This is a genomic window from Sedimenticola sp. (genome assembly GCF_050289425.1).
Classification (GTDB): domain Bacteria; phylum Pseudomonadota; class Gammaproteobacteria; order Chromatiales; family Chromatiaceae; genus Sedimenticola.
This window is the reverse complement of record NZ_JBNKFS010000022.1, coordinates 1-26376: the sequence shown is the minus strand read 5'-3', so window position 1 is coordinate 26376 and position 26376 is coordinate 1. Positions and strand designations below refer to the sequence as shown.

At 54.7% G+C, this 26376-nt stretch carries 26 protein-coding genes; 13 read left to right on the top strand and 13 right to left on the bottom strand.

The features are described 5' to 3' along the window. Positions 1-12 precede the first annotated feature (12 nt). The gene (locus ACQY5R_RS14505) at positions 13-648 is read left to right on the top strand and encodes a V-type ATP synthase subunit D (protein ID WP_428609661.1); all 636 of its coding nucleotides are present in this window, start codon (positions 13-15) and stop codon (positions 646-648) included. A 29-nt stretch (positions 649-677) separates the two neighbouring features. Here the strand turns inward: ACQY5R_RS14505 and ACQY5R_RS14500 are convergent, their stop codons facing one another. Next, positions 678-1427 carry a ferredoxin--NADP reductase gene (locus ACQY5R_RS14500; protein ID WP_428609659.1) on the bottom strand — a complete coding sequence of 250 codons (750 nt, stop codon included), beginning with the start codon at positions 1425-1427 and terminating at the stop codon, positions 678-680. 455 nt (positions 1428-1882) lie between these two features. Between ACQY5R_RS14500 and ACQY5R_RS14495 the strand changes: the two genes are divergently transcribed. Next, positions 1883-2389, top strand: coding sequence for a hemerythrin domain-containing protein (locus ACQY5R_RS14495; RefSeq protein WP_428609657.1), 507 nt, complete (start codon positions 1883-1885; stop codon positions 2387-2389). A 38-nt stretch (positions 2390-2427) separates the two neighbouring features. On the opposite strand, the gene ACQY5R_RS14490 is transcribed toward ACQY5R_RS14495, so the two are convergent. Further along, a complete protein-coding gene (locus tag ACQY5R_RS14490) occupies positions 2428-2895 on the bottom strand; it encodes a DUF4863 family protein (protein WP_428609655.1) in 468 nt (155 codons plus the stop codon). Between the two features lie 233 nt (positions 2896-3128). Between ACQY5R_RS14490 and ACQY5R_RS14485 the strand changes: the two genes are divergently transcribed. The 8 genes from ACQY5R_RS14485 (at position 3129) to ACQY5R_RS14450 (ending at position 11536) form a co-directional block, all read left to right on the top strand. Next, positions 3129-4532 (top strand): class II fumarate hydratase, encoded by a 1404-nt coding sequence (locus tag ACQY5R_RS14485; protein ID WP_428609653.1) that lies wholly within the window; start codon positions 3129-3131, stop codon positions 4530-4532. A gap of 86 nt (positions 4533-4618) precedes the next feature. After that, positions 4619-4927, top strand: a complete 309-nt coding sequence (gene hspQ, locus ACQY5R_RS14480; protein WP_428609652.1) for a heat shock protein HspQ — start codon at positions 4619-4621, stop codon at positions 4925-4927. A 211-nt stretch (positions 4928-5138) separates the two neighbouring features. Then, complete coding sequence (locus ACQY5R_RS14475; RefSeq protein ID WP_428609650.1) at positions 5139-5945, top strand: CbbQ/NirQ/NorQ/GpvN family protein; 807 nt, start codon at positions 5139-5141, stop codon at positions 5943-5945. 1 nt (position 5946) lies between these two features. Then, positions 5947-8058, top strand: a complete 2112-nt coding sequence (locus tag ACQY5R_RS14470; RefSeq protein ID WP_428609648.1) for a nitric oxide reductase activation protein NorD — start codon at positions 5947-5949, stop codon at positions 8056-8058. An 81-nt stretch (positions 8059-8139) separates the two neighbouring features. Then, the gene (locus ACQY5R_RS14465) at positions 8140-8730 is read left to right on the top strand and encodes a TetR/AcrR family transcriptional regulator (protein ID WP_428609647.1); all 591 of its coding nucleotides are present in this window, start codon (positions 8140-8142) and stop codon (positions 8728-8730) included. Between the two features lie 47 nt (positions 8731-8777). Beyond that, the gene (locus ACQY5R_RS14460) at positions 8778-9245 is read left to right on the top strand and encodes a hypothetical protein (protein WP_428609645.1); all 468 of its coding nucleotides are present in this window, start codon (positions 8778-8780) and stop codon (positions 9243-9245) included. Positions 9246-9514: 269 nt separating this feature from the next. Further along, positions 9515-9661, top strand: a complete 147-nt coding sequence (locus ACQY5R_RS14455; RefSeq protein WP_428609644.1) for a hypothetical protein — start codon at positions 9515-9517, stop codon at positions 9659-9661. 138 nt (positions 9662-9799) lie between these two features. Beyond that, positions 9800-11536, top strand: coding sequence for a cation:proton antiporter (locus ACQY5R_RS14450; RefSeq protein ID WP_428609643.1), 1737 nt, complete (start codon positions 9800-9802; stop codon positions 11534-11536). A 566-nt stretch (positions 11537-12102) separates the two neighbouring features. On the opposite strand, the gene ACQY5R_RS14445 is transcribed toward ACQY5R_RS14450, so the two are convergent. The 3 genes from ACQY5R_RS14445 to ACQY5R_RS14435 all read right to left on the bottom strand — a co-directional run bounded on the left by ACQY5R_RS14445 (position 12103) and on the right by ACQY5R_RS14435 (position 15881). Next, positions 12103-13716: a sensor domain-containing diguanylate cyclase gene (locus ACQY5R_RS14445; RefSeq protein WP_428609641.1), complete on the bottom strand. Its 1614-nt coding sequence runs from the start codon at positions 13714-13716 to the stop codon at positions 12103-12105. Between the two features lie 218 nt (positions 13717-13934). After that, entirely contained in the window at positions 13935-15131 is a 1197-nt protein-coding gene (locus tag ACQY5R_RS14440) for a diguanylate cyclase (RefSeq protein ID WP_428609639.1), read from the bottom strand. Between the two features lie 171 nt (positions 15132-15302). After that, positions 15303-15881, bottom strand: a complete 579-nt coding sequence (locus tag ACQY5R_RS14435; RefSeq protein ID WP_428609638.1) for a hypothetical protein — start codon at positions 15879-15881, stop codon at positions 15303-15305. Positions 15882-15974: 93 nt separating this feature from the next. On the opposite strand from ACQY5R_RS14435, the gene ACQY5R_RS14430 reads away from it, so the two are divergent. Beyond that, positions 15975-16328: a gamma-butyrobetaine hydroxylase-like domain-containing protein gene (locus ACQY5R_RS14430; RefSeq protein WP_428609637.1), complete on the top strand. Its 354-nt coding sequence runs from the start codon at positions 15975-15977 to the stop codon at positions 16326-16328. A 9-nt stretch (positions 16329-16337) separates the two neighbouring features. Here ACQY5R_RS14430 and ACQY5R_RS14425 read toward each other — a convergent pair whose 3' ends face one another. The 6 genes from ACQY5R_RS14425 to ACQY5R_RS14400 form a co-directional block, all read right to left on the bottom strand. Further along, positions 16338-17066 carry an MBL fold metallo-hydrolase gene (locus ACQY5R_RS14425; protein WP_428609636.1) on the bottom strand — a complete coding sequence of 243 codons (729 nt, stop codon included), beginning with the start codon at positions 17064-17066 and terminating at the stop codon, positions 16338-16340. Positions 17067-17165: 99 nt separating this feature from the next. Continuing rightward, positions 17166-19739, bottom strand: coding sequence for a diguanylate cyclase domain-containing protein (locus ACQY5R_RS14420; protein ID WP_428609635.1), 2574 nt, complete (start codon positions 19737-19739; stop codon positions 17166-17168). A gap of 184 nt (positions 19740-19923) precedes the next feature. Further along, the gene (locus ACQY5R_RS14415; RefSeq protein WP_428609633.1) at positions 19924-20502 is read right to left on the bottom strand and encodes a YceI family protein; all 579 of its coding nucleotides are present in this window, start codon (positions 20500-20502) and stop codon (positions 19924-19926) included. Further along, positions 20499-21104, bottom strand: coding sequence for a cytochrome b (locus tag ACQY5R_RS14410; protein ID WP_428609632.1), 606 nt, complete (start codon positions 21102-21104; stop codon positions 20499-20501). The genes ACQY5R_RS14415 and ACQY5R_RS14410 overlap by 4 nt, the downstream gene beginning before the upstream one ends. A gap of 17 nt (positions 21105-21121) precedes the next feature. After that, on the bottom strand, positions 21122-21730 hold the full coding sequence (locus ACQY5R_RS14405) for an FMN-dependent NADH-azoreductase (RefSeq protein ID WP_428609630.1): 609 nt from the start codon (positions 21728-21730) through the stop codon (positions 21122-21124). A 160-nt stretch (positions 21731-21890) separates the two neighbouring features. Then, positions 21891-22784 (bottom strand): LysR family transcriptional regulator, encoded by an 894-nt coding sequence (locus ACQY5R_RS14400; RefSeq protein ID WP_428609628.1) that lies wholly within the window; start codon positions 22782-22784, stop codon positions 21891-21893. A gap of 183 nt (positions 22785-22967) precedes the next feature. On the opposite strand from ACQY5R_RS14400, the gene ACQY5R_RS14395 reads away from it, so the two are divergent. Both ACQY5R_RS14395 and ACQY5R_RS14390 read left to right on the top strand, forming a co-directional pair. Beyond that, positions 22968-24230: an MFS transporter gene (locus tag ACQY5R_RS14395; RefSeq protein WP_428609626.1), complete on the top strand. Its 1263-nt coding sequence runs from the start codon at positions 22968-22970 to the stop codon at positions 24228-24230. A 98-nt stretch (positions 24231-24328) separates the two neighbouring features. Next, on the top strand, positions 24329-24664 hold the full coding sequence (locus ACQY5R_RS14390) for a winged helix-turn-helix domain-containing protein (RefSeq protein WP_428609624.1): 336 nt from the start codon (positions 24329-24331) through the stop codon (positions 24662-24664). Between the two features lie 24 nt (positions 24665-24688). On the opposite strand, the gene ACQY5R_RS14385 is transcribed toward ACQY5R_RS14390, so the two are convergent. Next, the gene (locus tag ACQY5R_RS14385; RefSeq protein WP_428609622.1) at positions 24689-25777 is read right to left on the bottom strand and encodes a GGDEF domain-containing protein; all 1089 of its coding nucleotides are present in this window, start codon (positions 25775-25777) and stop codon (positions 24689-24691) included. A gap of 227 nt (positions 25778-26004) precedes the next feature. Next, the gene (locus tag ACQY5R_RS14380) at positions 26005-26373 is read right to left on the bottom strand and encodes a VOC family protein (protein ID WP_428609740.1); all 369 of its coding nucleotides are present in this window, start codon (positions 26371-26373) and stop codon (positions 26005-26007) included. Between the last annotated feature and the right edge of the window lie 3 nt (positions 26374-26376).

Here is a 26376-nt window from a genome sequence, read left to right as displayed (position 1 = left end):
AGAGCACGCGCGATGAGCCGACACCCGTTGATCAAGGTCCCGCCTACCAAAAGCACCCTGCTTGATCTGAAAAAGCAGGTGCGCTTCCTGGAGGATGGGCACGCCCTGCTGGAAAGGAAGCGGGAGCTGCTCACGCGGCTGGTTTACGAACGGGTGGGCGAATATCAGCAGTTACGCCGGGAGACCCATGCCGCCCTCCAATCCGCTTTTCATTGGCTCGGCATGGCCCACTTACGCATGGGCAGCCGGGCGTTGCAACAAGCCGGCCTGGGGATCGCCCCGAGCCTGCGGATCAACATCATCCCCAAGCGCAGCATGGGGGTGGAGTATCCCGCCATCTCAGCCAAAAAACTGCCGATGGAGCCGGTGGGTCTGCTCGGCACCGACGCCAGTTTTGACGAAACACGCAAGGAACTCACCGACGCCACACTGCTGCTGACCCGTCTGGGCGAATCGGAAATGGCCCTGAGTCGACTGATGGCGGAACAGCGCAAGGCGCAAAAGCGGGTCAATGCACTGAAGTACAACATCATCCCGCGCTATCGGGACACGATCCGCTATATCCAATCGGTATTGGAGGAAGAGGAGCGCAATGTGCTGTACCAGATCAAGCTATTGCGCGAAAAAAAACCCCGCGACGAACGATAAGCACGGGAATGAACGAAGACGGAGCGGAATCAAAGCGTGGAAAATTTATACTTTTCGCGTTTGACACGCCTGGGCGAAAAATCGCGTGCCAGGAACCAGGAACCCGCCTCTTCCACCATATCCGGATTGCCGCAGATGTAGACCATATCCTGTTCCGGGTTAGGCTCCAGCGTCTCGAACAGCACCTGCACCCGGCCGGCCTGTTCATGAGCTTGTGGCGTAGCCGGCATCTGGCGGCTGTAGCAGGCATGGAAGCGAAATCCCATGTAGCGGGTCGCCGCCTCCACAAACTCTTCGCCATAGATCAATTCTTGCGGATTACGTACGCCCATCACCAGTTCAACACGTAGCGCCGTATTGGCCCGCAGACGACGCTCAATCTCCGGCAACATCGCCCGATAAGGCGCCACACCGGTGCCGGTTCCGATCAACAGATAACGATGCGGATCCACCGGCGGTAAAATCAGGGCACCGAAAGGCCCGCTCATTTTCGCCCGGTCACCGGGTGTCGCGTTGAAAAAATAGTCGGAGGCGGCGCCGTTGGGCACGGCGGTGATGGCAAAACGGAACTCTCGATTATTCTTCAGATCCGGGACCCGTCCCGCGGCGCTGTAACTGCGCGTCTTCTCTTCACCCTGGTGGGGAAAGTCGAGAGAAAAAAACTGTCCCGGCAGATAACTGATAACCGCTTCATCTTCACGCACGTAGGTCAGCTCAAGCGTATTGGGCGCCAACGCCTTTTTCTGCTTGAGTATCACCGGATGTCTGGGACTGACCATAACAAAACTCCTTCCACTTCACGCCGATCCGTTAGCGGATCAGGGTGAAGCCGCTAACAACGATTAATATTCTCAATGCCTCTTTGTATAGCATGCACTCGGTTTATAATCAACATATTATATGCATCTTATAAATCGATTCCAGTAATTCAGCTAAGATAGCGCACCAACTGCATTATTTCTGACTAACCATCCTCCCCATTCAGGCACATCCGGTCGACCGGAGCACAACGCATTGCCGAGTGCCGATCTCCGTATATGTGCCCGACCTATCCGTTACCTTGAAACCGTTGCACACAAAGGAGAAACGGGTACTGTTCACATAATTCACCGCCATGTTGTAATTTTATTATTGGCCGTCCCCGACAGCCCATCTCATGGTATACACTCAAGAGAATTTATATCGCGAACGACTGGCCGTTCGGGAACCTCAGCCACGGCAGCAGGAAGAGAGTATGTTCAGTTTTTTCAGAAAAAACCGCCCACCATCGGAAACCGCTTCCACACTAACCGCGCCCAACACCAGCATCGCCTACGATACCGATCTCATCGAAACGCTGGAGGAGGATCACCAAACCCTGCTGGCCCATTACAAGCAGATTGAGAAAAACGCCATTGAGCAAAATTTCAAAGCCGTGCAGGCGGAGCTGAATCGATTTAAAACACTGTTCCACCAACACATCCTGCTGGAAAACGTAAAACTCTATGTCTACCTGACCCATAGCCTGGATCCGGAAGGCGAACCCTGTAAACGGGCCCGTGACATGCGCCGCGAAATGCGCCATATCGGAAAGGCGGTCAATCAATTTATCGAGCGCTACGATATCTGGCCTTGGGAAGAGGAAATGGAGAGCCAATTCATCGGCGAACTGGAACAGATCGGCAACGCCCTGGTGAACCGCATCGAGACCGAAGAGGAACTCCTCTACCCGCTCTACGACATCCCCAGTGAGAGCACGTGACAAGGGGTGCATGGTGCCCCCCTGTCACCTGTCACAGATTAACTACGGGTAAACTCGATCCGACCTTCGGGCAGCAGATACAACACCAGTGCCTGCCCATGGGTCACGGTGGGTCGGTGTTGTGAGCCCGGCTCATAGACGCACCAGCCGCGTGGCTTGCCGTCGAAAAGTGCCCCCTCTGTAACCGGCAGCACCATACAGATCTCACCCAGTGGATGACGGTGATGCGGGCCGGCTATATCGATCAGGTCAACCACATCGACGCTCAGCCGTCCGGTCTCGTCAGAGGGTTCGATCACTCGGCCGAAGCGTCGTCCTTCCGCACCCTGCGCACACATCCAGCCGGCGGCAATGGCTTCGTGGCAAGCCCGATCAATAGCATCAAACTGCTCGCTCCCAGGCGGAAATCTGGCCTCCAATGCGGCCTCGAGCCCTTGATCCACCGGCATGCCGGCCGCCAGATCGATAATGGGTTTTAGTAACTGCTGAAACTGTTCCACGTTCATCTGTCTCACCTATTGACGGTTTGTTTTGCAAGAGAGAATAACGACTCCGTGGCGAATGTAAAAGAAACCTGATGAAGTCTATGGATAATTTCAGGCGCAACCACCGACCGTCGTCGCCACCGCTCGCCCGTGAAACACCGCGCCTACCCATCGTATCCCCACCCTTTCAGCATTTTTTTCGTTTCGGTACATACTTTAACTACAGAGCCCACGAGTCAGTGAGGTAATACCAGATGATCGAAAAACCGTTTCGGATCGAACGGGACAGCATGGGTGAGCGGGAAGTCCCGCAAGATGCCCTGTACGGTATCCAGACCCAGCGCGCCATCGATAACTTTCCGGTCAGCGGCATTCCGCTGCCGGAGCGATTCATCCAGGCCGGCCTGTTGATCAAGCGGGCCGCGGCCGAAACCAACCGGGAGCTGGAACTGCTCTCAGACACACAGGCTGACGCCATCGTCGCGGCCATCGATCACTTACTGGCAGCCGTCCCCATGGCGCAGTTTCCTGTCGATGTGTTCCAAACCGGCTCCGGCACCAGCAGCAACATGAATATCAATGAAGTGATCGCCACACTGGCCGCACAACAGGGCGTGGCAGTACATCCGAATGATCACGTCAACATGTCCCAAAGCAGCAACGATGTAATACCCAGCATGATCCATGTGAGCGCCGCCCTGGCCCTCGAACAGCAACTGCTGCCCGCCCTGGGACAACTGGCGGCCGACATCAGGCAGCGTGCCGCCGGGCTGGATACCGTCTGCAAGACCGGCCGTACCCATCTGATGGACGCCATGCCGATCCGGCTCAGCCAGGAGCTGACCGCCTGGGCGACACAGATCGACAACAACATCGAGCGCATCCAGGAATCTCGCCGGCGGATACAGCAACTGCCGCTGGGCGGTACCGCGGTGGGCACCGGTATTAATGCCCACCCGGCATTCGCCAAGCGGGTGATTGAAGCACTCAGCCGCGACAGCGGCCTGCCGTTCACCGTCAAGCCCTCACCCATGGAGGGATTAAGCAGTCAGGACAGCGCCGTCGAACTCTCCGGACAGCTACGGGTCACCGCGATCAGCCTGCATAAGATCGCCAATGACCTGCGCTGGATGAACAGCGGCCCCATTGCCGGTCTGGGAGAGATCGAACTGACCGCGCTGCAGCCGGGTTCCAGCATCATGCCGGGTAAAATCAATCCGGTCATACCGGAAGCGGTGATGATGGTCTCCGCCCAAGTGACCGGCAATGACGCCTGTATCGCCATGGCGGGCCAATCGGGTAACTTCCAACTGAACACCATGCTGCCCTTGATCGCCTACAATCTACTGCAAAGCATCGAACTGCTGGCGAACGCGGCCTGGCTGTTGGCCGACAAGGCGATCGCCGGATTTAAAGTAAACGAACAACAACTGCAGCAACGCCTCGCCCTCAACCCGATCCTGGTGACCGCCCTCAATCCGATTGTCGGATATGAAAAGGCCGCCGAAATCTGTAAACAGGCCTATCGAGAGGGCCGTCCGGTGGTGGATGTGGCCGAGGAACAGACCACGCTCACCCGCGATGAGCTGGAGCGACTGCTCGACCCCGTACAACTGACCCGCGGCGGTATTCAAGCCGGTACGAATAAAAAGAAATAACCGATCGATGAAACAGAATGCGCACCGGCGGGGTCTTAGAGGTAATACAATGGCATCCGCATGGCGACCATGCCGGGGAGATTGAGATGAAATATGCAAAGTGGAACGTGGGGCAACTGGTTCACCACAAGTTGTTTGGTTACCGCGGCGTTATCTACGACGTGGATGCCGAGTTCATGCTTTCAGACGACTGGTACGAGCAGATGGCGAAAAGCCGCCCGCCCAAAGATGAACCCTGGTATCGGGTATTGGTGGATGGTGCCGATTATGAAACTTATGTCGCGCAATGCAACCTGGAACCGGACAGCCGCCACGATCCGATTGAGCATCCCGATGTCGCCCGGGTCTTTAAGGCATTTACCGGCGACCGCTATCTTGCCGAACAACCGAATTAACGGTGATATCCCACCGTCACAGCGGGTTCAGGTTCTTCCCGCCATTTCAACCACCTCAGAGAGAGGCTGAGTCCATACAATAACCTCTTTCAGACCGTCTGAAGCCGATGCTGTAATACCGGCATAAAAAATCCCTACTTTCCGATTGTTGATATCCCCCTGCTTCCCCAGCAGACTAGGAAAATGAGCAGTAAGGCAGGAGAACCCGAGGATGCGCAGCTTCAAACTGGATGAGTACCGGATTGAGAAAGAACCCTATTACCAACCGACCAGCGACGAGATCGAGCTGTTTGAAGCCGCTTACCGCAATCAACTGCCGCTGCTGCTAAAGGGTCCCACCGGCTGCGGCAAGACGCGCTTCATGGAGTATATGGCGTGGCGACTGCAGCGACCGCTGATCACCGTCTCCTGCCACGACGACCTGACCGCCTCTGACCTGGTGGGGCGCTACCTGATCAAGGGCGGCGAAACCAGTTGGATAGATGGCCCCCTGACCCAGGCGGTCAAGGCTGGCGGCATCTGTTATCTGGATGAGATTGTCGAGGCACGCAAGGACACCATGGTGGTGATTCATCCGCTGGCCGATGACCGCCGCGTCCTTCCCATCGAGAAGTTGGGCACCCTGATCGAAGCCGACCCGGAGTTTGCCATCGCCATCTCCTACAATCCCGGTTACCAGAGCGTGCTGAAGGATCTGAAACAGAGTACCCGACAGCGCTTTATCGCCCTGGAGTTTGATTATCCCGGTGCAGAACTGGAGACCGAAATCGTGGTACGGGAATCGGGACTGGAACGGGAGCTGGCCGCCCGTCTGGTGAAGTTTGCCGGCATGACCCGCAATCTCAAGGGTAGTGGTCTGGAAGAGGGGGCAAGCACCCGGCTGCTGGTACACGCGGCCAAACTGATGACCGCTGGCGTCAATCCGGCCTCCGCCTGCCAGGGGGCGATCGCCCAGGCCCTCACCGATGACCCGGAGATGCTCGCCTCGGTGAACGAACTCTCCTCTTCCCTGTTCTGAGATGTCCACAACCACCCCACTTTCGCTGCCTGAAGTCCAGAGTCGGCTCGACGAGCTGCTGGAGGTGGAATTCTCCTTCAGGGATACGGCGGCCCCAGCCAAGGCTATCGCGGCACTACCGGCTCCACAGCAAGCGCAGCTGATCAACTGGATTGAGCGCATCGCCAGCACCCATGTGGAGCTGGGCTATCAGGTCGCTTGTAAAGGGGCCGAGGCCCAGGCACTGATTGAGCCGGACAACTTTGAAGCGTGGCTGTTCCACAGCATGGACCGCTACGATGCCGAGGGATTGCGACCAGCCCTGTTGATTATCGAACAGTACCGGGAATTTGCCGAACAACAGCAGGCACGACTGCGTGGTGCACTGCTGCAAGAGCACGAGGGGGTACTGAGCCATTTTCTGCAGGGACTTTCCGGACGTCCGTTGAAACTGGCCGTAGCGGAGACCATTTATACCGATACGGAAACCCTGTTCCTGCCACCGCTGCTCTCCCTGCTGCCGACACCGGAGCAGAACTTCCACCACTACAAGGTGACCTGCGCCTTGCTCTGGGCGCAGATCCGCTTCGGCTCATTTCGCCCACTGTTGCCACTGACTTCAACGGAACCGGCACTGCTTCAGCTCTATCACGCCATGGAGATGCTGCGACTGGAAGCCCGCCTGCAACGTGCTCTGCCGGGGCTCTACCGGGCTCTGGAACAGATCCGGCAAACACTTCACGAACCGGAACTGCCGGCAGAGTGGCGACAGTTCCTGGCACCACTCTCGGCAACCGAAACAGAGGCTGAAGACGTACTCCGCCTGGCCCGGCAACAGCTTGGCCGGCTCACCCCCTATCCGCCCGCCAGCCATCCGGTAACCTTGGCGCTGGATGCCGTTCAGGGCTGCATGATCACGCGGATCGAAAAGGAGCGGGCCCGCTTCAAAGTCGCGCTCAATACCTTGCTCGACGAGTTGCCGCGCAATGACCCTGCGGAGCAGCATGGCGAACGTCAGTTCAGTAAACGTCCACAACAAGACCCAACCGCTGCGGAAGGCCTACAGGTTGAAATCCTGCTGGATGACATGCCGGTCCCCCTCCCCGATTCGGTACAAGCCCTGCGGCGCTCTATCCTGCTCGATCTCGGTGATATCCCGGACGATTACCTGCAGCCCGCCGGACCGGGCGAGTACGACCCGGCCCTGCTGCACGACCAGACCCGCGATGCGGAGGATGTGTGGCGTGGCAGTTATCACGAAGAGGGGGCGTACCTCTATGACGAGTGGGACTTTCAACGTCGCCACTACCGCAAGCAGTGGTGCGCGGTACGGGAGCGAGAGATCACCCCGCGTTACGATGACTTCAGCGAACGCACCCTGGAGAAATACCACGGCTTGATCAAACAGCTACGCAAAACCTTCGAGGCGATGCGCCATGAGAACCGCCTGTTGAAGCGCCAACCCGAAGGCGACGACGTGGATATCGATGCCCTGGTGGAGGCCCTGTCGGACGCCCACCTCGGGTTTGAGATGACTGATCGGCTGCTCACCAAGATGCAGCGCAATGAGCGCAACATCGCCGTTATCTTCATGGTGGACATGAGTGGTTCCACTAAAGGCTGGATCAATGACGCCGAGCGGGAATCCCTGCTCCTGCTCTGCGAGGCGCTGGAGAGCCTGGGAGATCGCTACGCCATCTACGGCTTCTCCGGCATGACCCGCAAGCGCTGCGAGCTGTTTCATATCAAGCATTTTGAAGAGCCCTACAGCGAACTGATTCGGGCGCGTATCAGCGGCATCGAGCCCCAGGATTATACCCGCATGGGATTCGCCATTCGCCATCTCACCCGGGTGTTGCAAACCACTGAGGCCAAGACCCGCCTCCTGATCACCCTCTCCGACGGCAAACCGGATGACTACGACAGTTACCGCGGCCAATACGGTATCGAGGATACCCGGCGTGCCCTGATCGAGGCGCGACGCGGCGGTATCCACCCCTACTGCATCACGATCGATGAGGCGGCACGGGACTACCTGCCCCACCTCTACGGCCCTGCCGCCTACAGTGTAGTGGATGATGTACGATCCCTGCCGTTGAAGGTCTCAGATATCTACCGACGCCTGACCCGCTGATCCCGGCACGGCCCAATGACGGATTGACGCCCTCGAACCTACTCGGTATATTTGCGATTACTTAATCACAAATATACCGCTATGGGAAAACCCACCGAAACCCGAAGGGCTGAAATTATCGAAAGCGCCTTGGCCGTCGCCGCCGAACAGGGTGTCGCCGCCGTCACCACCCAGGCGATCGCGGATCGCGTCGGCATCGCGCAGTCGACCATCTTTCGTCACTTCAGATCCCGTGACGAGATCTTTTTTGCCGCCATTAACTGGCTGGGCGCCAATATGTTGCAGACCCTGGAGCCCTGTTTCAGCGGTGCGGGACCTGCCGATGAGAGGCTCCGTAAGCTGATCCAAACTCAACTTGAATATGTAAGTAAAAACAAAGGATTACCAAGGATACTCTTCTCTGACAGACTGCATCTTGAATCCCCTGAACTGAAACAGAATGTGCAGCGCGTGATGCGTAACTTCACATCCAGGGTTGCCCAACTCCTGCAGGAAGGCATGGAGTCGGGCCGTTTTGACAACATGCTTGACCCGGAAACCACCGCACGTCAGCTGGTGATGCTGATTCAGGGCCTGCTGATGCGCTGGTCGGTGTTCGATTTTGACTTCGATCTGGTATCCGAAGCGGAATCACTTGGTGACTTTGTCGCCAGAGCGATTAAATCAACATAATTTTTTTTAATTAAATTGTGATTAATTAATCACAAATGGAGAGAGATATGTGCAAACTCTGCTGGAGCTCACTCACCGCCCTGTTCCTGGCCGTCGCCCTGTTCGGCTACAAATTCCTATTTCAGGGCGACACCGCCCCGATGACCGATGGAAGGGTCGCCATACAGTTAACCGAGAATGAACGGGATCTGATACTAAGCGAAATGCGGGCGTTTGTTGCCACCCTGCAAAACATCACCCAAGGCATCGCCGACGACGATCTACCGCAAGCCGCGCTTGCCGCCCGCAAAGCGGGTATGGCGGCACAAGGCGGCGTGCCGTTGTCGCTGATGGGAAAACTCCCCATGGAGTTCAAGCAACTGGGACTGGACACCCATCAGAAATTTGATCAACTGGCACTGGATGCCGAGCAATTGGGAGACGGCAACCACACGCTGGGCCAACTGAGTGAGTTGATGCAGAATTGTGTCGGTTGCCACGCCGCCTATCGAATGACCCTCAACAAGCCACAGTAACGATCACCCTTGCCCAAATAATTCATGAGGATTTGGATTTCATCACGATTGCGCCAAAGCAGTTTGTTCGGTCGCCTGAAAAAACATAGTCGTCGCTGTAGTTTGAGGGGGATTGGCAAAATTCACCGGCGCGGGCGACCTGAAACCAAATAGGGCAAACTGTACTGTTGCGAAAACGTGAACATTGGCGCCACAAGTTGACATCACATCGCGTATTCTAAAAACTGGTCCGACTTCGTCAAGAATTCGGACTGGCTTGGAAGTCACCCATGGAAGCCCGTCATCAGGCAGAACAAAACCTGGTCTCCTGCTTTACCTGTGGAATGAAAATTCCCCGTGAAGGTGCACTTAAAAATAAGGGACGTTACTTTTGCGGAATCAAAAAGCAAGCACGTGAAACCGCTCCTTTTCAATGACTACCGATCTCTTTTTTACAGCAGAACTTTAGGGAGGCGCTGATTAAAGCCTTTCGTGGATTAATTAGATGAAATGGCGCTTATCGACTCCCTGCTTCTCTACACCCTCATCCACCGCTATCATCATAGAAAGGCTTGTTGACAATTGGTGACCACGTGCATCTCGACACTTTCATCTTTTCCGCCCTACTGTTGCTCGCGGTTACCTCAGTGGCTGTTGCTCTGTTCAGACATCTGGGACTGGGTTCGATACTGGGGTTGTTGATTGCCGGAGTTGTAGTGGGCCCACACTCGCCCGGCCCCTATGTGACGGATCATGTGGAGGATGTACGCCATTTCACGGAACTGGGTGTGGTGCTGCTGATGTTTGTTATTGGCCTGGAGATGAGACCTGAGCGCCTCTGGTCGATGCGGCGCAATCTTTTCGGTTTAGGCTCTCTGCAAATCATACTGGTGGGTCTAGCAATTACCCTTTATGTCTCCTTGAGTGTGAATTCCTGGCCAACGGCACTACTGATTGGTTTGACCCTATCGCTCTCATCAACCGCCTTTGTGATGCAACTGTTACAAGAGCGGGGTGAATTGGCGAGCCAACATGGTAACGCTACCTTTGCTATTCTACTGATGCAGGATCTAGCAGTGGTACCCCTGTTGGCGATGGTGCCGCTGTTATCCGAAAGCACACCCATCTCTTCCGGCATTCCGATGTGGCAGCAACTACTAATCCTCACCGGGATGTTTGTAGTGCTCTGGATATTTGGATTAAAGATCGTTCCAATGGCTTTAGAGTGGCTGGCACGCCACGACAACCGCGAGGCGTTTCTGCTGGTGGTGTTACTGGCGGTCTTCTTCGCTGCTTGGATGATGCATCAAGCTGGACTGTCGATGGCCCTGGGCGCATTTATTATGGGCATGTTGCTGTCCGGATCCAGTTATAACATGCAGGTACGTGCCTTCATCGAACCTTACAAGGGGTTATTGATGAGCCTATTTTTTGTGGCTGTAGGCATGTCGATCAATTTGGGTGCCCTGGCAGAGCGGCCAATGGCGTTTATCGGCCACACCACTGTGCTGATCGGTATTAAATTGCTGGTACTGTTTCCGCTCGCGATCGCCTTCGGCTATAGCCGGGGTGACGCTACTCGTATCACCTTCCTGTTGGCCCAGGCAGGCGAATTTGGTTTTGTGCTATTCGGTTCAGCTCTTGCCCTCGGCGTGATTAATGCGGACATCTTTATCATGGCAGTGGCGGTGATCTCGCTAAGTATGCTCTTCACACCCTTACTGATCCAACTGGGTGATGGGCTGGCCAAACGTTTAGATAAAGTAACGCTATCAAACGCTGAGCATACAACCAGCGGTTTGCAGATGGCAGAGCGAAGCGTACTTATAGGCGGATATGGACGAGTTGGCCATACCGTTGCCACACTGCTGCAAACAAGCGGTATTCAATTTATCGCATTTGATACCAATCCCCTACACGTCGAACGCGGAAATAGCAATGGACACCAGGTACTCTATGGCGACATCTCTGACCCGGAGTTGCTAGCCGCGGCACATGTGGAACGCTCATCGCTGGTAGTGCTCACCATAGACCACGGCCCAACGATGCTACGTGCGGTCTCCCACATCCGAAACGTCTACCCGAGCCTTCCGGTCATCGCTCGTGCGCGGGACCTGGAGGCAAGTGCCCAATTACTCAAGGCAGGTGCCACCCAAGCATTTCCTGAGGCGATTGAGGCCAGTCTACGGCTCGGTGCCGAAGCGCTAAAAATGGCCGGATTACCAGAGGATAGTGTGCAGTTATTGATAGAAGGAATAAGAGGTCACGGATACAAGATAGTTCAGGAAGAGAAGGTTACCTCATCATCCTAGCTTGGGACGACCAAAAACTGCACTGCAACTGAAGTCCGCCCTATCCATAAAGTCTAATATGGCATTTCATCTATTCCATTTAGACGGTCTACTGCTCAAACAGTAACGATCGGTCAAAGCAATAATCCCACACTTCATTACAACCGAGATCAAGGCATCCTCTTCATCATCCGGCTAGTCTTAAACAAATGTGCGATTAGTATTCAGCCGATGCAACGGGAACCGTTTGAGTTAGCTGAAAAATGAATAATCTACCCCAAAATCATCATTGTCATATGCCGTCCATGCGTGCCCTCATCAAACCTTACAAAGAGTTATTAGTGGGTCTGTTTATTGTAGCGAGAGCACTTCGATCGACCTGTGTCATGATTAAGCAGCCAATGGTATTTAGCGGCCATCCCGCTGTGCTGTCCGGTTTTACATTGCTTACGCTGTTTCGGCTAGTGACAGCCAGATCTACAGATGATAGAGCAAAGTGTATTGATAGGCGGATACGGATGGCTTGGTCATACCATCGCTACAATACCACAGGCAGCATTCCGTTTATTACTAATCATATTGATTCACTACGACACCAAGTCCCTACTATGCACCCAACCGTTGCGGCCGGTATGTTTAGCTTGATAAAGCGCCTTATCGGCGTTCGCCAACAATCGTTCACTGGCGGCATAATCACTGGCCGTGGCGATACCGATACTGATTGTGATGCGGTCACTGACGTCGGAGTCGTTATGCGCTATTGCCCGCGCATCCAACTGCTGTTGCAACTCTTTCGCCAAATGAATAGCGCCCTCCGCATCGGTATCGGGCAACAACAGGACAAACTCCTCGCCACCGTAACGGGCCGCCAGATCTCCCGCCCGGCGTTGCCCCTGTTTGATCACCTCGGCAACTGTCAGTAACGCCCGGTCACCCTGCTGGTGCCCATAGCTATCGTTGTAACGTTTGAAGTAGTCGATATCTATCATCAACAGGGTGAGCGGTTGTTGCAGACGCTGGGCCCGTTTCCGCTCTTCTTCAAAACGCCGAATAAATACCCGCCGGTTGGCAATATCTATCAGCGGGTCTTTTTCCGACAACAAGCGTAACTGATCCGTAGCCTTCTGCAAGGTATCGAGCATGACATTGAAACTGGAGGCAATCTGCCCGAACTCGCTCGACCGCCCTAAATGTTGAATACGCTCATCGGTCTGCCCGTTACTGATATGCTGCATGCTTTTCGACAGCTGTTGCAGCGGCTCAAGAATCAGCCGCCCGATGCCAAACCACAAGGCACCTGCCACCAGTATCAAAGCCGACGCCAACTGCCAGAGACTGCTGAAGAGGAAATGCCGCGAGGTACTCATCAACTGTTCATAAGGACGACTCACGATAACCGTGATACCCCTGACATTCTCTCCCAACTGGGTGTATCCGTAGAAGCGTCTAACACCCTGTTCGTCCACGGCCTGCAGTGACCCTTGACCGTGTTCCCGAACGGCCTGCAGAACCGTCTTTTCCGTTAGCGGCTTTTCACGATAGCGCTCACCATTAGGATAACGCCCCAAGACTGTACCTTGACCGTCGATTACGATTACCTCCCCCTGGGCCGAGAACTGTTGTCGGGTGATGAGTTCACCAATCCAGTCCAGTTCGCGGCCGGCTACCAAAAGGAAATCCAGTTCGCCGTTGTCCCGGAAGGAAGGAAGGGCCAACGGCAGCACGCGGCGGCCACTGACCCGGCCGATAATATATTCGCCCACAGAGAATCCCCGGCTCTGCTTGGCTCGTTTAAAATAGCTGCGATCGGAAAAATTGACCGGCCGCTTGACCGGTTGCGGCGCACACAACAGATCGCCATTGGGAGCAACCAACAGGATGATATCAAAACCCTTCGCCCGAGACATAAAGCTGGCGAATAGCTCTGTACAGTAGGGCTGCAGTTGGGGTTCGCTGTGCAAATGCAAGGCGGTAGACAGGGCAAACAGCAGATTCTCAGACTCTTCTAGCCACTCCTGGTGCGTTACCGCCACCAACTTGGCTTGACTCAATACCTGGGATTCGGCCTGCGCTTCCTGAATATCACGCGATGAGAAGATGGTATAGAGATAAAACGCGCCCAGCAGTACCATCGCCAGGAAGACGATACCCATCAGCTGGGTCCGTTGACTGAGGTTGGCAAACCTACCTACGAGAGACATACCGGAGGTCTCCAGTTATAGAGCCTCCTGCTCCCACTTATTGCATTACTAAAAGTCTAGCATAATCATAGCGATGACATACTGGACGATCTGCCATTGCAGGCACGTTCGGTCTGTTGGCTCAATTGAGATCCAGGATTTACGCAGCGAAAAACCTTTGAGCCAATTGGATGACGGCAGGAAATGTATTTTAGGTACCTGGGTTTTCCCGGAACCAGTCACGCCGTGTCGAGTGCCCAATCAGTTTGATCATGCCAAGCCAATTCGTGATCATGACTATCCAGGCAACGTGCGCGACCGGCATCTTTGGCGCGATACATTCTTGAATCCGCGAGGGCCAGTAACTCTTTCCAGTGGCGGATTTTATCCAAGCGCAGTTCGGCTACGCCGATGCTCGCCGTCAACGGCTCACCGTTCGGACGATGCCCAAGACCGGCCTGTATCAGCCGACCCAATACCACTCTCGCCTCAGCGCAGCTCGCACCGGGAAAAATCAAGATAAACTCTTCCCCGCCCCAGCGAACCACCGTATCGATCTTGCGCACCGTCTCTTGTAATCGGTCGCCCACCCCGCGCAACGCCATATCACCCGCCTGATGGCCAAACGTATCGTTAAGAGATTTGAAATGGTCCAGGTCGAGAAACGCCACAGCTAAATTCTCACCCCGTATCTTGGCCAAGCGGAACTGCAGTTCCATCGCCTCAATGCCGGCACGGCGCGTCAACGCCCCGGTCAGTACATCGTAAGCAGCCTGGCTGGTTAGAGAGATCATGTAGCGGAGCTGATTCAGTGACGAGATCAGCGAAACACCCAGGATCAGTAGAAACAACCACACCGTGGAGACAGCCGTATTGAACTCCACCCCATTGGTGGCAAACACAGAGTATAGCGTCAAGGCCAACAGCGGCAGCGCATAGAAACCGAACTCGATTAGGGTCAAGGGAAACAGGCTTAAACCGGCAATAATGACAAACGGCAACAGTCGATAAATATCGGCCGTCGCGCTCTGTATCCCGGTCAAACCATAGCGGGAAAGCATAAAATCCGCCACAAAATAGAAGAGGTAAGGCAGAAACAGCAATGTGATCAATAATATACGCGCACGCATCAGACTGGCGTCACGTCTGGTCTGCCAGGCGATTGCCAAAAACACCACGCCGGCAAGAATCCTCAGAACGGCCAACTCCACCCATAGCGGCCAGGGAAAGATAAGCCCATCGACCAGTATCCAGGCGGGGGTCAATACGGCAAAGGTTGAGGAAAAAAAGAATATGCGATTCAGGAGCAGTTCGGCGCGGTGTTGTTGAATCGAGAGGGTGTGTCGATTACCGCAGAGCAGTTCATAGGCCTGCTCCCAGGTGTGGACACCAAATGCGGTGCAGATAGACTTTAGTGAGTTCGTAACAAAATTCATATCAGACGCGAATCTCCACCCCGTATCCACCCTTAATTCCTCATTAAAAACAGGGGAACATAAATTCCGGGCCATTCTAGGGGAAGAAACCGGTGATGAAATTGATCTGGATGAACTAAACCCGATTTCTACAATAATACGCCTTTACTTCATCGGGATGGATTGGTGGACTCACGAAGCCCCCTTGAGTCCAATTTGATCGGCCACTTCGCGCATCCCGAGGATAGTCTGGGTGATCAATTCCCGGCGCTCCATACCCAGCATGTCGGCGCCGCGGTCAATGAGGCTGCGGTCCACCTTTGCCGCAAAGCTTTTATCCTTCCACTTTTTAATGACCGATTTCGCCTCCAGATCCAAAACGCTTTTTGAGGGCCGAACCAGGGCGGTGGTCGTCACCAGACCGGTCAGTTCATCGGTGGCATAGAGCACCTTTTCCATATCGCTGAGCGGTTCAATATCGTTGCAGATCCCCCAGCCGTGACTGATCACCGCCCGGATATAGACCTCCGGCCACTGCTGTTCCCGCAGAATCTGCTCCGTTTTTATGCAGTGCATTTCAGGAAACTGCTCATAGTCCAGGTCATGCACCAGACCCACGATACCCCACTGCTCTTCATCGCCTCCCCGCTGACGGGCGAAATAACGCATCACCGCCTCGACCGCCAGCCCGTGTTTGATCAGGCTCTCCGTCTTGGTATAGGTGGCTAACAGTTGAAACGCCTCTTCCCGGCTTGGTACCCGCTCATCCATTTTTCTCTCCTGTTTCCGTTTCAGCCCCGAGCCGGTTGACGGACCCCGAGCTTCACTCTTGCAATCGACGAACTGATCCTCATCTTATCCGTCATGCAAATAAAGACCAAACCCACCGATATTGTCCTGCACCAACAGTCACGTACCCTTGAACTGGTATTTGATAACGGCGAACGCTTTAATCTGCCGTGGGAATACCTTCGGGTATTCTCCCCCTCAAAGGAGGTACGGGCACGTTTCGGCAAGGAGCGGATTCTGGTGCTGAATAAGCAGGACGTGGTATTGGAACAGATCAAGCCCATCGGCAATTATGCCCTGAAGCTCTATTTCGATGATGGCCACAACTCCGGCCTGTACGACTGGCGCTTTCTCTATGAATTGGGTGCCAACCAGGAAAAATATTGGCAGGAGCACCTGAAGCGCGTGGCCAGGCTGGAGTCAGAGTGAAAAGTGAGGCTAATCCAGGGTGCTGCCGGCTTGGTTGACGAGCCCTTCCGACGCGCTGATGCCGCAACGCTGATTTCCGGCCACCGCCACATCAATTTTTTGTGGCTTCTCCAGCTTCATACCTTCCATGATGCGGATATACCCTTCCCGCGTCTGATTGCCACCTAACCGGGGATTCAGGCGCTTCTCTTCACCGATGGTTGAGGTGGTCATGCCGTTATAGTCGTGGGCCGGATAGACTCTTATTTTATCCGGCAACACAAACAGCTTGTCGATAACCGAGTCGTAAGCCTGCCCGGCATCACCGGACTGAAAATCGGTGCGTCCGCTACCACGGACCAACAGGGTGTCGCCGGTAAAAACCCGATCCGCCGCCAGGTAGCAGATGTCGGTAGCGGTATGTCCCGGGGTGTGCAACACCTTCAGGACATTGTCGCCGAACAGGATATGGTCACCCTGCTTCAACCAGACATCGGCGCAGGCAGCCCGTGCATTTTCATGCACAGCAACATGGCAGTCGAAGCGGTCACGTAGCTGCGCGGCACCGGTGATATGATCGGCATGGATATGGGTTTCCAGTGAATAGCGCAGGTTCAACCCCAACTCTTCAATCAACCGGATATCACGCTCAACCTGTTCCAGCACCGGGTCGATGATCACCGCATCCAGTGTCTGCTTATCCCATAAGAGATAACTGTAGGTACTGGACTCCTTATCAAACAGCTGTCGCATTTGCATCACATCACCTTGGCGGATATTTCTCTGTAGGACTACAGATGCGTGAGAAATGTTCTGAGATCAACCCGTAGTTTTATAAGGTATTTGACAACGCCGCTGTCAAACGATTTGGCGTGCCGGCTGGACGGTGACACCCTGCTCCAACTCCGATTCGCTGATAGCTTGGGCAAGAAAATCCCCTTGCAGATAGTCCACTTTAAGATGAGCCAGGGCTTGGCAGGTTTCCAGGTTCTCGACATGACGGGCAATAGTCTTTCTTTTCTGAGCATGGGAAACATCGACAATGGCCCTAACCACAGCTTGATCGATGGGATCGGTCGGCAACCCGTCAATAAAATTTTCATTGATGGTGATATGGGAGGCATGAAGCTGACGCAAATGGGTTAACGCGGTATAACCGCGCACTTGCTCGCCCAGTATCACCCCAAACCCCCTGGCGTAGAGTAGCGTCAGTTTTGCCTGTATCTCGCGAGCATGGCTACCGGGATGGTTTTCACGCAGCGAAAACAGTAATGCCTCCGGCGCCACGCCCGCTTCACTCACCAGATTATCCAACAGGGTGACAAAATCGTGTTGCAGTAAGGTCTGTTCTGAAATCGAAACCGCATACGCCATGCTGCCACAGCCGTTACAGGACTGTCGACGTATCAGGTTCACCACCCGCTTAATCACGTAGCAGTCGATGTTACCGATCAGATCAAAGCGTTCGGCCGCCGGCAGAAACGCGGCGGCCGGCAACGGATTACCCTGGGCATCCGGCAGTTGAATCTGCACTTCATAGAAATCGCACCGGCATTCGATTGCGTCAATCAGATTGGATTGACCGTCATGCTTCGTATCACAGTTTTCCAGTATCGACTGCACGTGGTACGTGGCAAATACCGGTTGGAACGCGAGTTGGAAGCGTCCCTTCTCCAACGCCTGGGTGAGACGACTGATCCAACCCTGCTCCTGTTTGTCGAAGGGAGAGATATCCTTGTCCTCATCAAACAGGTGTATGCGATTTCTGCCCTGGCATTTGGCGGTGTGGCAAGCCGAATCGGCGTTGGCCAACACACGCTCAGCCGAAAAGCTGCTTGCATCGATCATCGTCATGCCGATACTGCCGGTAATATCGAATACCCGCTCACCATATTGAAAAACGGCTTCATCGAGTATTTCCCGCAGATTCTCCGCCAACTTGTAGGCCTTTTCCTGTTTTACGTTGTGCAGAATGACTACAAACTCATCTCCGGATACCCGGGCGATGAGATCACTTTGACGTACACGCTGCTTCAGTTTGTTGCTGACCTCTATCAACAGCTGATCTCCAGCGGCATGGCCGGCCAGGTCGTTGATCTGTTTAAAGCGATCGATGTCGATGAACAGGAGCGCTGAAGTTTCGCCGGTGCGAAACAGACGCCGTATCTCCTGTTCCAGCGCCTGTTCCAGATACTGCCGGTTCAAGAGTTTGGTCAGATGGTCATGATTGACCTGCCATTTCAACTCCTCTTCGAACAGCAAGCGTTCGGAGATATCCCGGAAGGCCACTACCGAGCCGGCCAGGTAACCGTCAAAGTGGCGCGGACGAACGCTGCACTCGACAGAAATGGCCGTCCCTCGTGCGGTTTGAAACTGGGTCTCCCATTGCAGTAGCTCATCACCCAGTTGATAGGCCTGTTGTAAAAAACAGTGTCGAGGATCCACCGGGTTACCGGCCACATCGGCATAGTGAAACAGCGCGTGGGCAGATTGGCCCAACAGATCCGACTCCCGATCGTAACCCAGCAGTTTCAAAGCGGCCGGATTGATGAAGGTGACAATGCCCTCCATGTCCACGCCATAGACACCATCCCCAACGGAATCCAGGATATTGTCGAGCTGCTGTTTCTCCCTGGCGATTATGCGTCGCTGCTCACAACTTCGAACCAGCGCTTTTACCCGGGCAAGAAAAAGCCGGCTGGATTCATTCTTGAACATGCATTCTGTCGCGCCGGAAGCCAGTACCGCAGTAACCAGCACATCGTCATAGTTGCCGGTCAATACCGCCAATTCGATATGGCGTGTAGCGGGATCCCGTTTCAGACGTTGGCACAGTACATCGCCATTCTCTTCCGGCATGTAGTAATCAACGATGGCGATATCGATCGGCTGCTGTTTCGCCACCTTATAGGCCTCAGCCGCCGTACCCGTCAGCGTCACCCGGTATCCCTCTTTGCGCAGTAACCCGCCAAACTGGGTGCGGATAGTTTTCGAGTCATCCACCAGCAAAACATGAACCGGATATTGTTCCTGTTCCGTTATATTGGGTGGATTATGCGCCAGCAACATCTGCTGCAGATTCGCCGTGGTCTCTTCCAGATTCCGCCAATGCTGGATCAAGGTCGCTTTTCGATTCAGCAACGCCAAACCGTTGAGCGCCTGTGTATCCTGTACCATCAGCATCAGCGGTATTCGGTTGCAAGGTGGGTCGCAAAGCACCGTTGCCAACTCATGCAGCTCAGACGTGGCTCGCGCCGGCCAACCTAAAATAATGGCGTCGGGACAACCGGACTGTCCCGACATTGAGGAGAGCCGCACCAATGCCTGGGCGGAATCGGCCTCTTCCTGCAGTTCCAGGCCCGGCAGATGGATCGCCCGGCGGACACCAAAGCGGAGCGTTGCAGAGGGTTCTATGACAAGGATCGTAGACAAATCGGATAAGCCCGGCTGAGAGAATCGATTAATTCTGCATTACACAGGGAATTAAATCTGTGTCGGCCGTCCGCTTTGAATACTTGAGTTACAGCTAGGGTTTGGGTTGTTTCAACGACAGCGATGCACCGGTGTCACACCGGATCGTGACACCGGCCACCACCTCTGTTCCCGACAATGAAGACTATTGACGAATCCCCTCCACCGAGAGGAACAGCTCGACTTCGCGCGACGCCGGCCCCAGGTCCATCGGGATTCCAAAATCGGCCAGAGCCAGTCTGGTAGTTCCTTCAAAGCCACGACGATAGCCGCCCCAGGGATCTTTTCCGGCGCCGATAGGGGTCACATCGATAGTGATCGGTTTGGTGACACCGCGCAGGGTCAAGTCACCTTTCAGTACGGCTTTGTTGGCACCGGTTACTTCATAGCCGGTGCTGTTAAAAGTCACCTGTGGAAACGCATCAATCTTAAGGAAATCCTTGCTGCGCAGGTGCTTGTCACGCGCGGCATGATTGGTGTCCACACTGGCAGGATTAATCGTAACGGAAACTTTGGATGCGGACGGATTGTTTTCGTCGTAATCGAAACTTCCCTCAAATTGGTTAAAACGCCCCAGCACCCAGCTATACCCAAGGTGAGCGATCTTGAACTGAACAAAGGCATGTGCGTTTTTGCTATCGATAACATAGCGAGCAGCCGATACCGGCGCAGAGAGTACGACCCCTATCGTTATCAACAGGGAAATGAGTAGCGGCTTTTTCATATATTCTCCTTGGAATAATAATTAACAAGTGTATGGGTGCCTGGTTGTTGCTGATGGCTTCTGCCGAACATCCGTAACAGGGTCCGGTCCCGGTCAACAAAGTGATGCTTGAGTGCTGCCATGGCGTGCAAACCCACCAGCCCCATCATGATGATCGCCAGGGTGAGGTGAATCGCACCGGCCACATCCTCCATATTGGGAAACCCCGGAATCAGTGCCGGCACGGTAAACCAGTCAAACACATCTACTCCCCGCCCGTCGGCGGTCGAGATGAGGTAGCCACTGAGGGCAATAGCCAACAGCAGCAGATAGAGCCCCCAATGGGCCAGCTCGGCTATACGCTGCAACCAACGGGAATCGCCGCCCACCGGTTGCGGCGGCGGGCTGATCACCCGCCAGCACAATCTGAACAACAGCAGGAGCAACAGCAGGATGCCGATACTGCGATGAATATGCGGTGCCAACTGATACCAGGGGTGGTAGTAATCCAGCTCGGTCATATAAAGGCCGAGCGGAAATAGACCCAGAATTATCAGTGCCATCCCCCAGTGCAGGGCGATACTGACCCAACCATAGGTTTGATGCGTGTTAGCCAACTTCATCACCGCCCCCCTGTGGTTCAGGCCGCATAACGCCCAATTTCAGCCTGCGCCTCGGCGATTCCCTTGCTACGCAGCTCGTCACCCATATTGAGCCCTTCCGAATGGATGAAGTTGACCTGCTGTATACCGAGAAAATTAAACAGTGTCTTCAGGTAGGGGACTTGCTGGTCGGTAACCATACCGCTATGAACCCCGCCGCGGGCGGTAATAATGAAGACCGGTTTGTCGGTCACCAGTCCCACGGCCCCTTTCTCGGTATAGGTAAAGGTGCGCCCGGCCATCACGATGTGATCGATGTAGGCCTTCAGGGTAGACGGAATACCCAGGTTGTACATGGGTACCCCCAGCACCACCGCATCGGCCGACAGAAACTCATCAATCAGCATATTGATGCGCTCCGCAATGCGCGCCATCTCTGGCGTATGCTGCTCCGTCGGGCTCATCATGGCCGCCAGCATGGTTTCGTCGAGATGGGGTAGCGGCTTACTGACCAGGTCACGTTCAATAACCTGGTACTCAGGATGATTATCGATCCACTGCCGGACAAACTGACTGCTGAGTCGGCGTGAATCGGATCCGGTCAGCCGGGCGCTGCTATCGATATGGAGTAAGCGTTTATTGGACATGTCACGTCCTCTCTCAGGTGATGGGTAACTTGAAAGAGAGCCTAGCATTGTCCCCGTATTGTTATTAGACCGTATTTTTTAAAAACTATGTTCCACATATGGGACAATCAGCAAAGAGAGCTGTACCCAATACCCTCGTTAAGAGAGATGGATGGCTCGGTCAGTGAGGGAGACGGGCAAATTGCTGATCCAGAAACGCGATGAACGACCTGACCTTGGGTGTCAGGTGACGCGGTGAGGGGTAGACCGCGTAGATTCCCCCTGCATTTACTAACCAATCATCCAACACCGAGACGAGCTTCCCCGTGGCGATCAGATCCTGGCACTGGACCTCCGGCAACATGCCGATTGCCTCTCCGGTGAGACAGGCACCGCGGATAGCGCTCAAATTGTTGATACTGAGTCGACCGCCGACCTCCACCGTCTCCTCACCCTTGGGTCCTTTGAACTTCAGCGATTCGCTACCTCGGCTTGGGTTGAAAACAATGCAGTCATGTTGGCGTAGATCCGCTGGAACAAGCGGTTTGCCGTGGCGGATAAAATAGTCCGGGGTGGCACAGATCAACATACGGCTGGTATAGAGTCGATGGGCAACCAACGTAGAGTCTTGCAAAACACCGGCGCGGATCGCCATATCGAATCCTTCACCCACCAGATCCACGTAGCGGTCGGAGACGTCCACCTGCAACGTGATCTCCGGATACTGATGCAGGAATTCGCGGAGAATCGCCGGCATAATGGAGATACCGATATCCACCGGCATGGTAACCCGCAACAGCCCCCGCGGCTGCTCCTGGCATTGACTGATCGCCCGTTCAGCCTCCTCCGCCTCAGACACCAGACGGGCGCAACGTTCATAGTACAGAGCTCCCAGCTCGGTCGTCCTGACACGCCGGGTGGTCCGCTGCAGCAGGCGGGTTCCCAACCGCGTCTCCAATTGGCTGATCTTACGGCTGACGGTCGATTTCGGCATCCCCAGGTTGGCCGCCGCGGCGGTAAAGTTGCCCGACTCCACTACCTTGACAAAAATGACCATCTCATTGAAATCCAACATACGCGCCCTTCCTACCAAAGCCCCGTTTACCCGGGATACAGGTTACTCCATTACAGTGTGGCAAGGTCCGTTGACTCACCGAAGCGACCGCTGCCGATTTCCCCATTCTGCATCGGCTTGTCTTGATTCAATACACAATGGCATAGTCTGATCCCTCTCTTATCGATAACAGGCCACCCGCTCTTGGATCCCAGTCTCACCCGTCGCCACCTGTTCCTGTGCATTCTGTTTCCCTTTGCACTGGGCTATTACCTCTCTTATCTTGCCCGTGTGGTGAATGCCGTGCTGGCCCCGGATCTAGTGGCCGACCTTTCCCTGGAGGCGGATACCCTGGGCCTGCTGACGGCATCCTATTTTTTTACCTTCGCCGTTGCACAACTCCCACTGGGCATTCTGTTGGATCGCTACAGTCCACGCAAGATAGAGTCCCTGCTGCTATTGGTGGCGGCGGTCGGTGCCCTCTGGTTCGCAATAGGTAACAGCGCCTGGGACCTGATCATTGGCCGGGGCTTGATTGGCCTGGGCGTATCGGCTTGCCTGATGGCCGCCTTCAAGACCTTTACCCTCTGGTTCAAACCGGAAAAACTGCCGTTGCTGAACGGCGTGATCCTCGCGTCGGGCGGTGTCGGCGCCATTACGGCCACCGCGCCGGTTCAGGCCGCGCTCACCATCACCGACTGGCGTGGCGTCTTCCTGCTGTTGTCGGGCCTGATGGTCGTCGCGTCCGCCACCCTGTTCCTTCTGGTACCGGAACATACCGAGACGCAGCACAAAGAGACCCTGCGAGCCCAGTTGCAAGGCCTGCGCGCGATCTTCTCTGATCGATTCTTCTGGATGATCTCCCCACTCACCATGCTGTCCCAATCCTCTTTCATCTCGATACAGAGTCTCTGGGCCGGCCCCTGGCTGCAGGATTTGGGCGGTCTGGAGCGTACGGCCATGGCACATACCCTGCTTCTGGTAGCCTGCGCCATGGTGGCCGGTTTCCTGGTGATGGGGACACTGGCTGAACGGCTTTCACGCCTGGGAGTCGAGCCTATCTTACTATCGGCTGGTGGCATGCTGGTGTTTCAGTGCCTGCAGCTATTGATCATCCTGGTGCCCGAACAAAACTGGTTGACTCCGGTCTGGATCGGATTCGGCTTTTTCGGCACGACCGGCATTGTGCAATACGCCGTCCTGTCGCAGCACTACCCCCGACACCTCGCCGGGCGTGTCAATACCGCCATGAATCTGCTGGTATTCGTCGCGATCTTTATCCTCCAATCGAGTATCGGTGCCGTAATCAACCTCTGGCCCCAGGTCTCACCCGGCCACTATCTGAAAGAGGCCTATCAGTCGGCATTCGGATTCATCTTGACGCTGCAGCTACTGGCCTTGATCTGGTTTGCCCGTGAGTACCGCTGCAGACACCGTAAGAAAACATTGAAGCCCAAAATGACCTGATACTGTTGTGGCAGGGATACGGCTGCTTTAGGATAGGGATGATTATTCAGCGCATCGATTCCTGGATTCATCGTCAGGGATCACACTCGGGTAAACGGATGAAAACAAAATTACGACTGCAGATTCGTTTTAACGAAACGGTTGTCGGACCGGGCAAGATAGCCCTGCTTGAATCGATCGAGGCAAACGGCAGTATCTCTGCGGCAGGGAAAGCGTGCGGTATGACCTTTCGACGCGCCTGGCAACTGATAGAAACTGTTCAAGAGGCGCTCGGGCAACCGCTGGTGGAGACGACCGTTGGCGGGAAAGGCGGCGGTGGCGCATCCCTGACAACCTTCGCCAAGGCGCTGATCAAACATTACCGGATGTTGGAAAAACAGGCCTACGACTCTGCCGGCCCCTTGTTTCAACTGCTGGATTCGGCCGAACCGTAACGTACCTGGTCAACCCCGTCTTCGCTAGTCGTCTAACGGTTGCATCGTCGCCTGTAACTTGCCCTGTTTTTTCACTTCATACATTCTTTTATCGGCTTCACGAATCAACGCTTCAGCTTCGACATAATCGTCTGGACCGGTTTGTACCACCCCGGTACTCAGTGACAAATTGTCCAGTTGCTGTCCGAGCTCCGCCTTAAGCCGGGTGATGTAGATCTCCTGTGCGTCATGCTCCTGGCAATTGGGCAGGACGATACAGAGTTCATCCCCGCCATAACGAAAGCAGACATCCTCTTTCCGCGCGACTCGCTTGACAGCGGCACCGAGTAAGCGCAGCACTTCATCACCCCGTTGATGGCCTTCCGTATCGTTGATCAGCTTGAAATCGTTAATATCAATGTACACGATGGAAACCGGTTCCGAGCGTCTCTGCGCCGCCCGCAGGCATCGGGTGAGGGTATCGTTCAAGTGCCGGACATTCAGCAAACCGGTCAATGCATCGGTACGCGACATCTCCTCGAGTTGCTGCGTACGCTGTTTAACCTTCTCCTCCAATTCAAGCGCATAGTGTTCCGCCTTCTCTTTGGCTATTTCAATTTCGGACAGCAGGCTGCGAATATAGGTATCGAATACCAGCGTCACATCAAACAAGATCAATTTTTCCAGCGCATCGATGACCGAACGATACTCCTCCCCTTTAGGAGTCTCCTGGCGAACCAGGTCGTTTAGCAGGCCTTTCAGGGTGTAGATCGCCGACAGATATAGCGTGGGCTCCACGCCAATACGCTTGTGTACCAAGCCGATTCTGAGACGGTTATTGACGTACTCGAGGTCATACAGCCCACTGAAGAGATCGATGATATAGCGGCTTTGGGCATTTTGCAGACGCGCCAGGGTATCGGCATCGCCAATAAGCAGGGCAATCTCCGGAATATTGGTCTGCATCTCATAAAAACTGGCCACCAGGGTATCGAGGTGCGCTTCGACAAGCGGCTTGGCCCGTTTCAACGCCTGTACATCTTGATCCGTAATCATAAACAGCTTTTTACGGTAATCGATCTCCAGATCGGTAATACGCATTTGATCCAGCAGGGTTTGATCCGTCTTTTTCATGCCAATACCTCAAGTATTGAATGTCGCTCAAGCAACGCTTACAAGCGGACCATGGGCCAACGCCAGAAACCCGGCAACAAACAAATTTTAGTAGGGCCTGTTACACCGTGCAGATGGCCGGCACCGGACATCCACATCGTGATAACAGCCCCAGGTATATCGGCAATGTTTGGTGATTTATAACCACACAATAAAAAGTGATTGCGAAGATAAACAGTGCCAGTCGGCTACACCAATGGCTGCTCGATAAACTCCAGGGCATTCTGATCCGGATCGCGGCAGAACAGAGCCCGCCTGCCTGAACGACTGAGGGTATAGTGGATCCCGGCGTCATCCAGCGCCCCCACCAAACCCTCCAATGACTCAACCTGTAAAGCCAGATGACGGTCACGCCCTCCGTGGGTCGGCCGACCGGTCAGCGGGTCAGGGTTTGGCAACTCCAAGAGGTGGATTTGATGGGCCCCCACCTGAATCCAGGCACCCGGATAACCCAGATCCGGGCGCGTCTGATCAACGGTCAGACCCAACACATCCCGATAAAATGCCAGTGCCCGCTGCGTGTCTGAAACGATAAGACTGGCGTGGTGAAGGCGCATCTG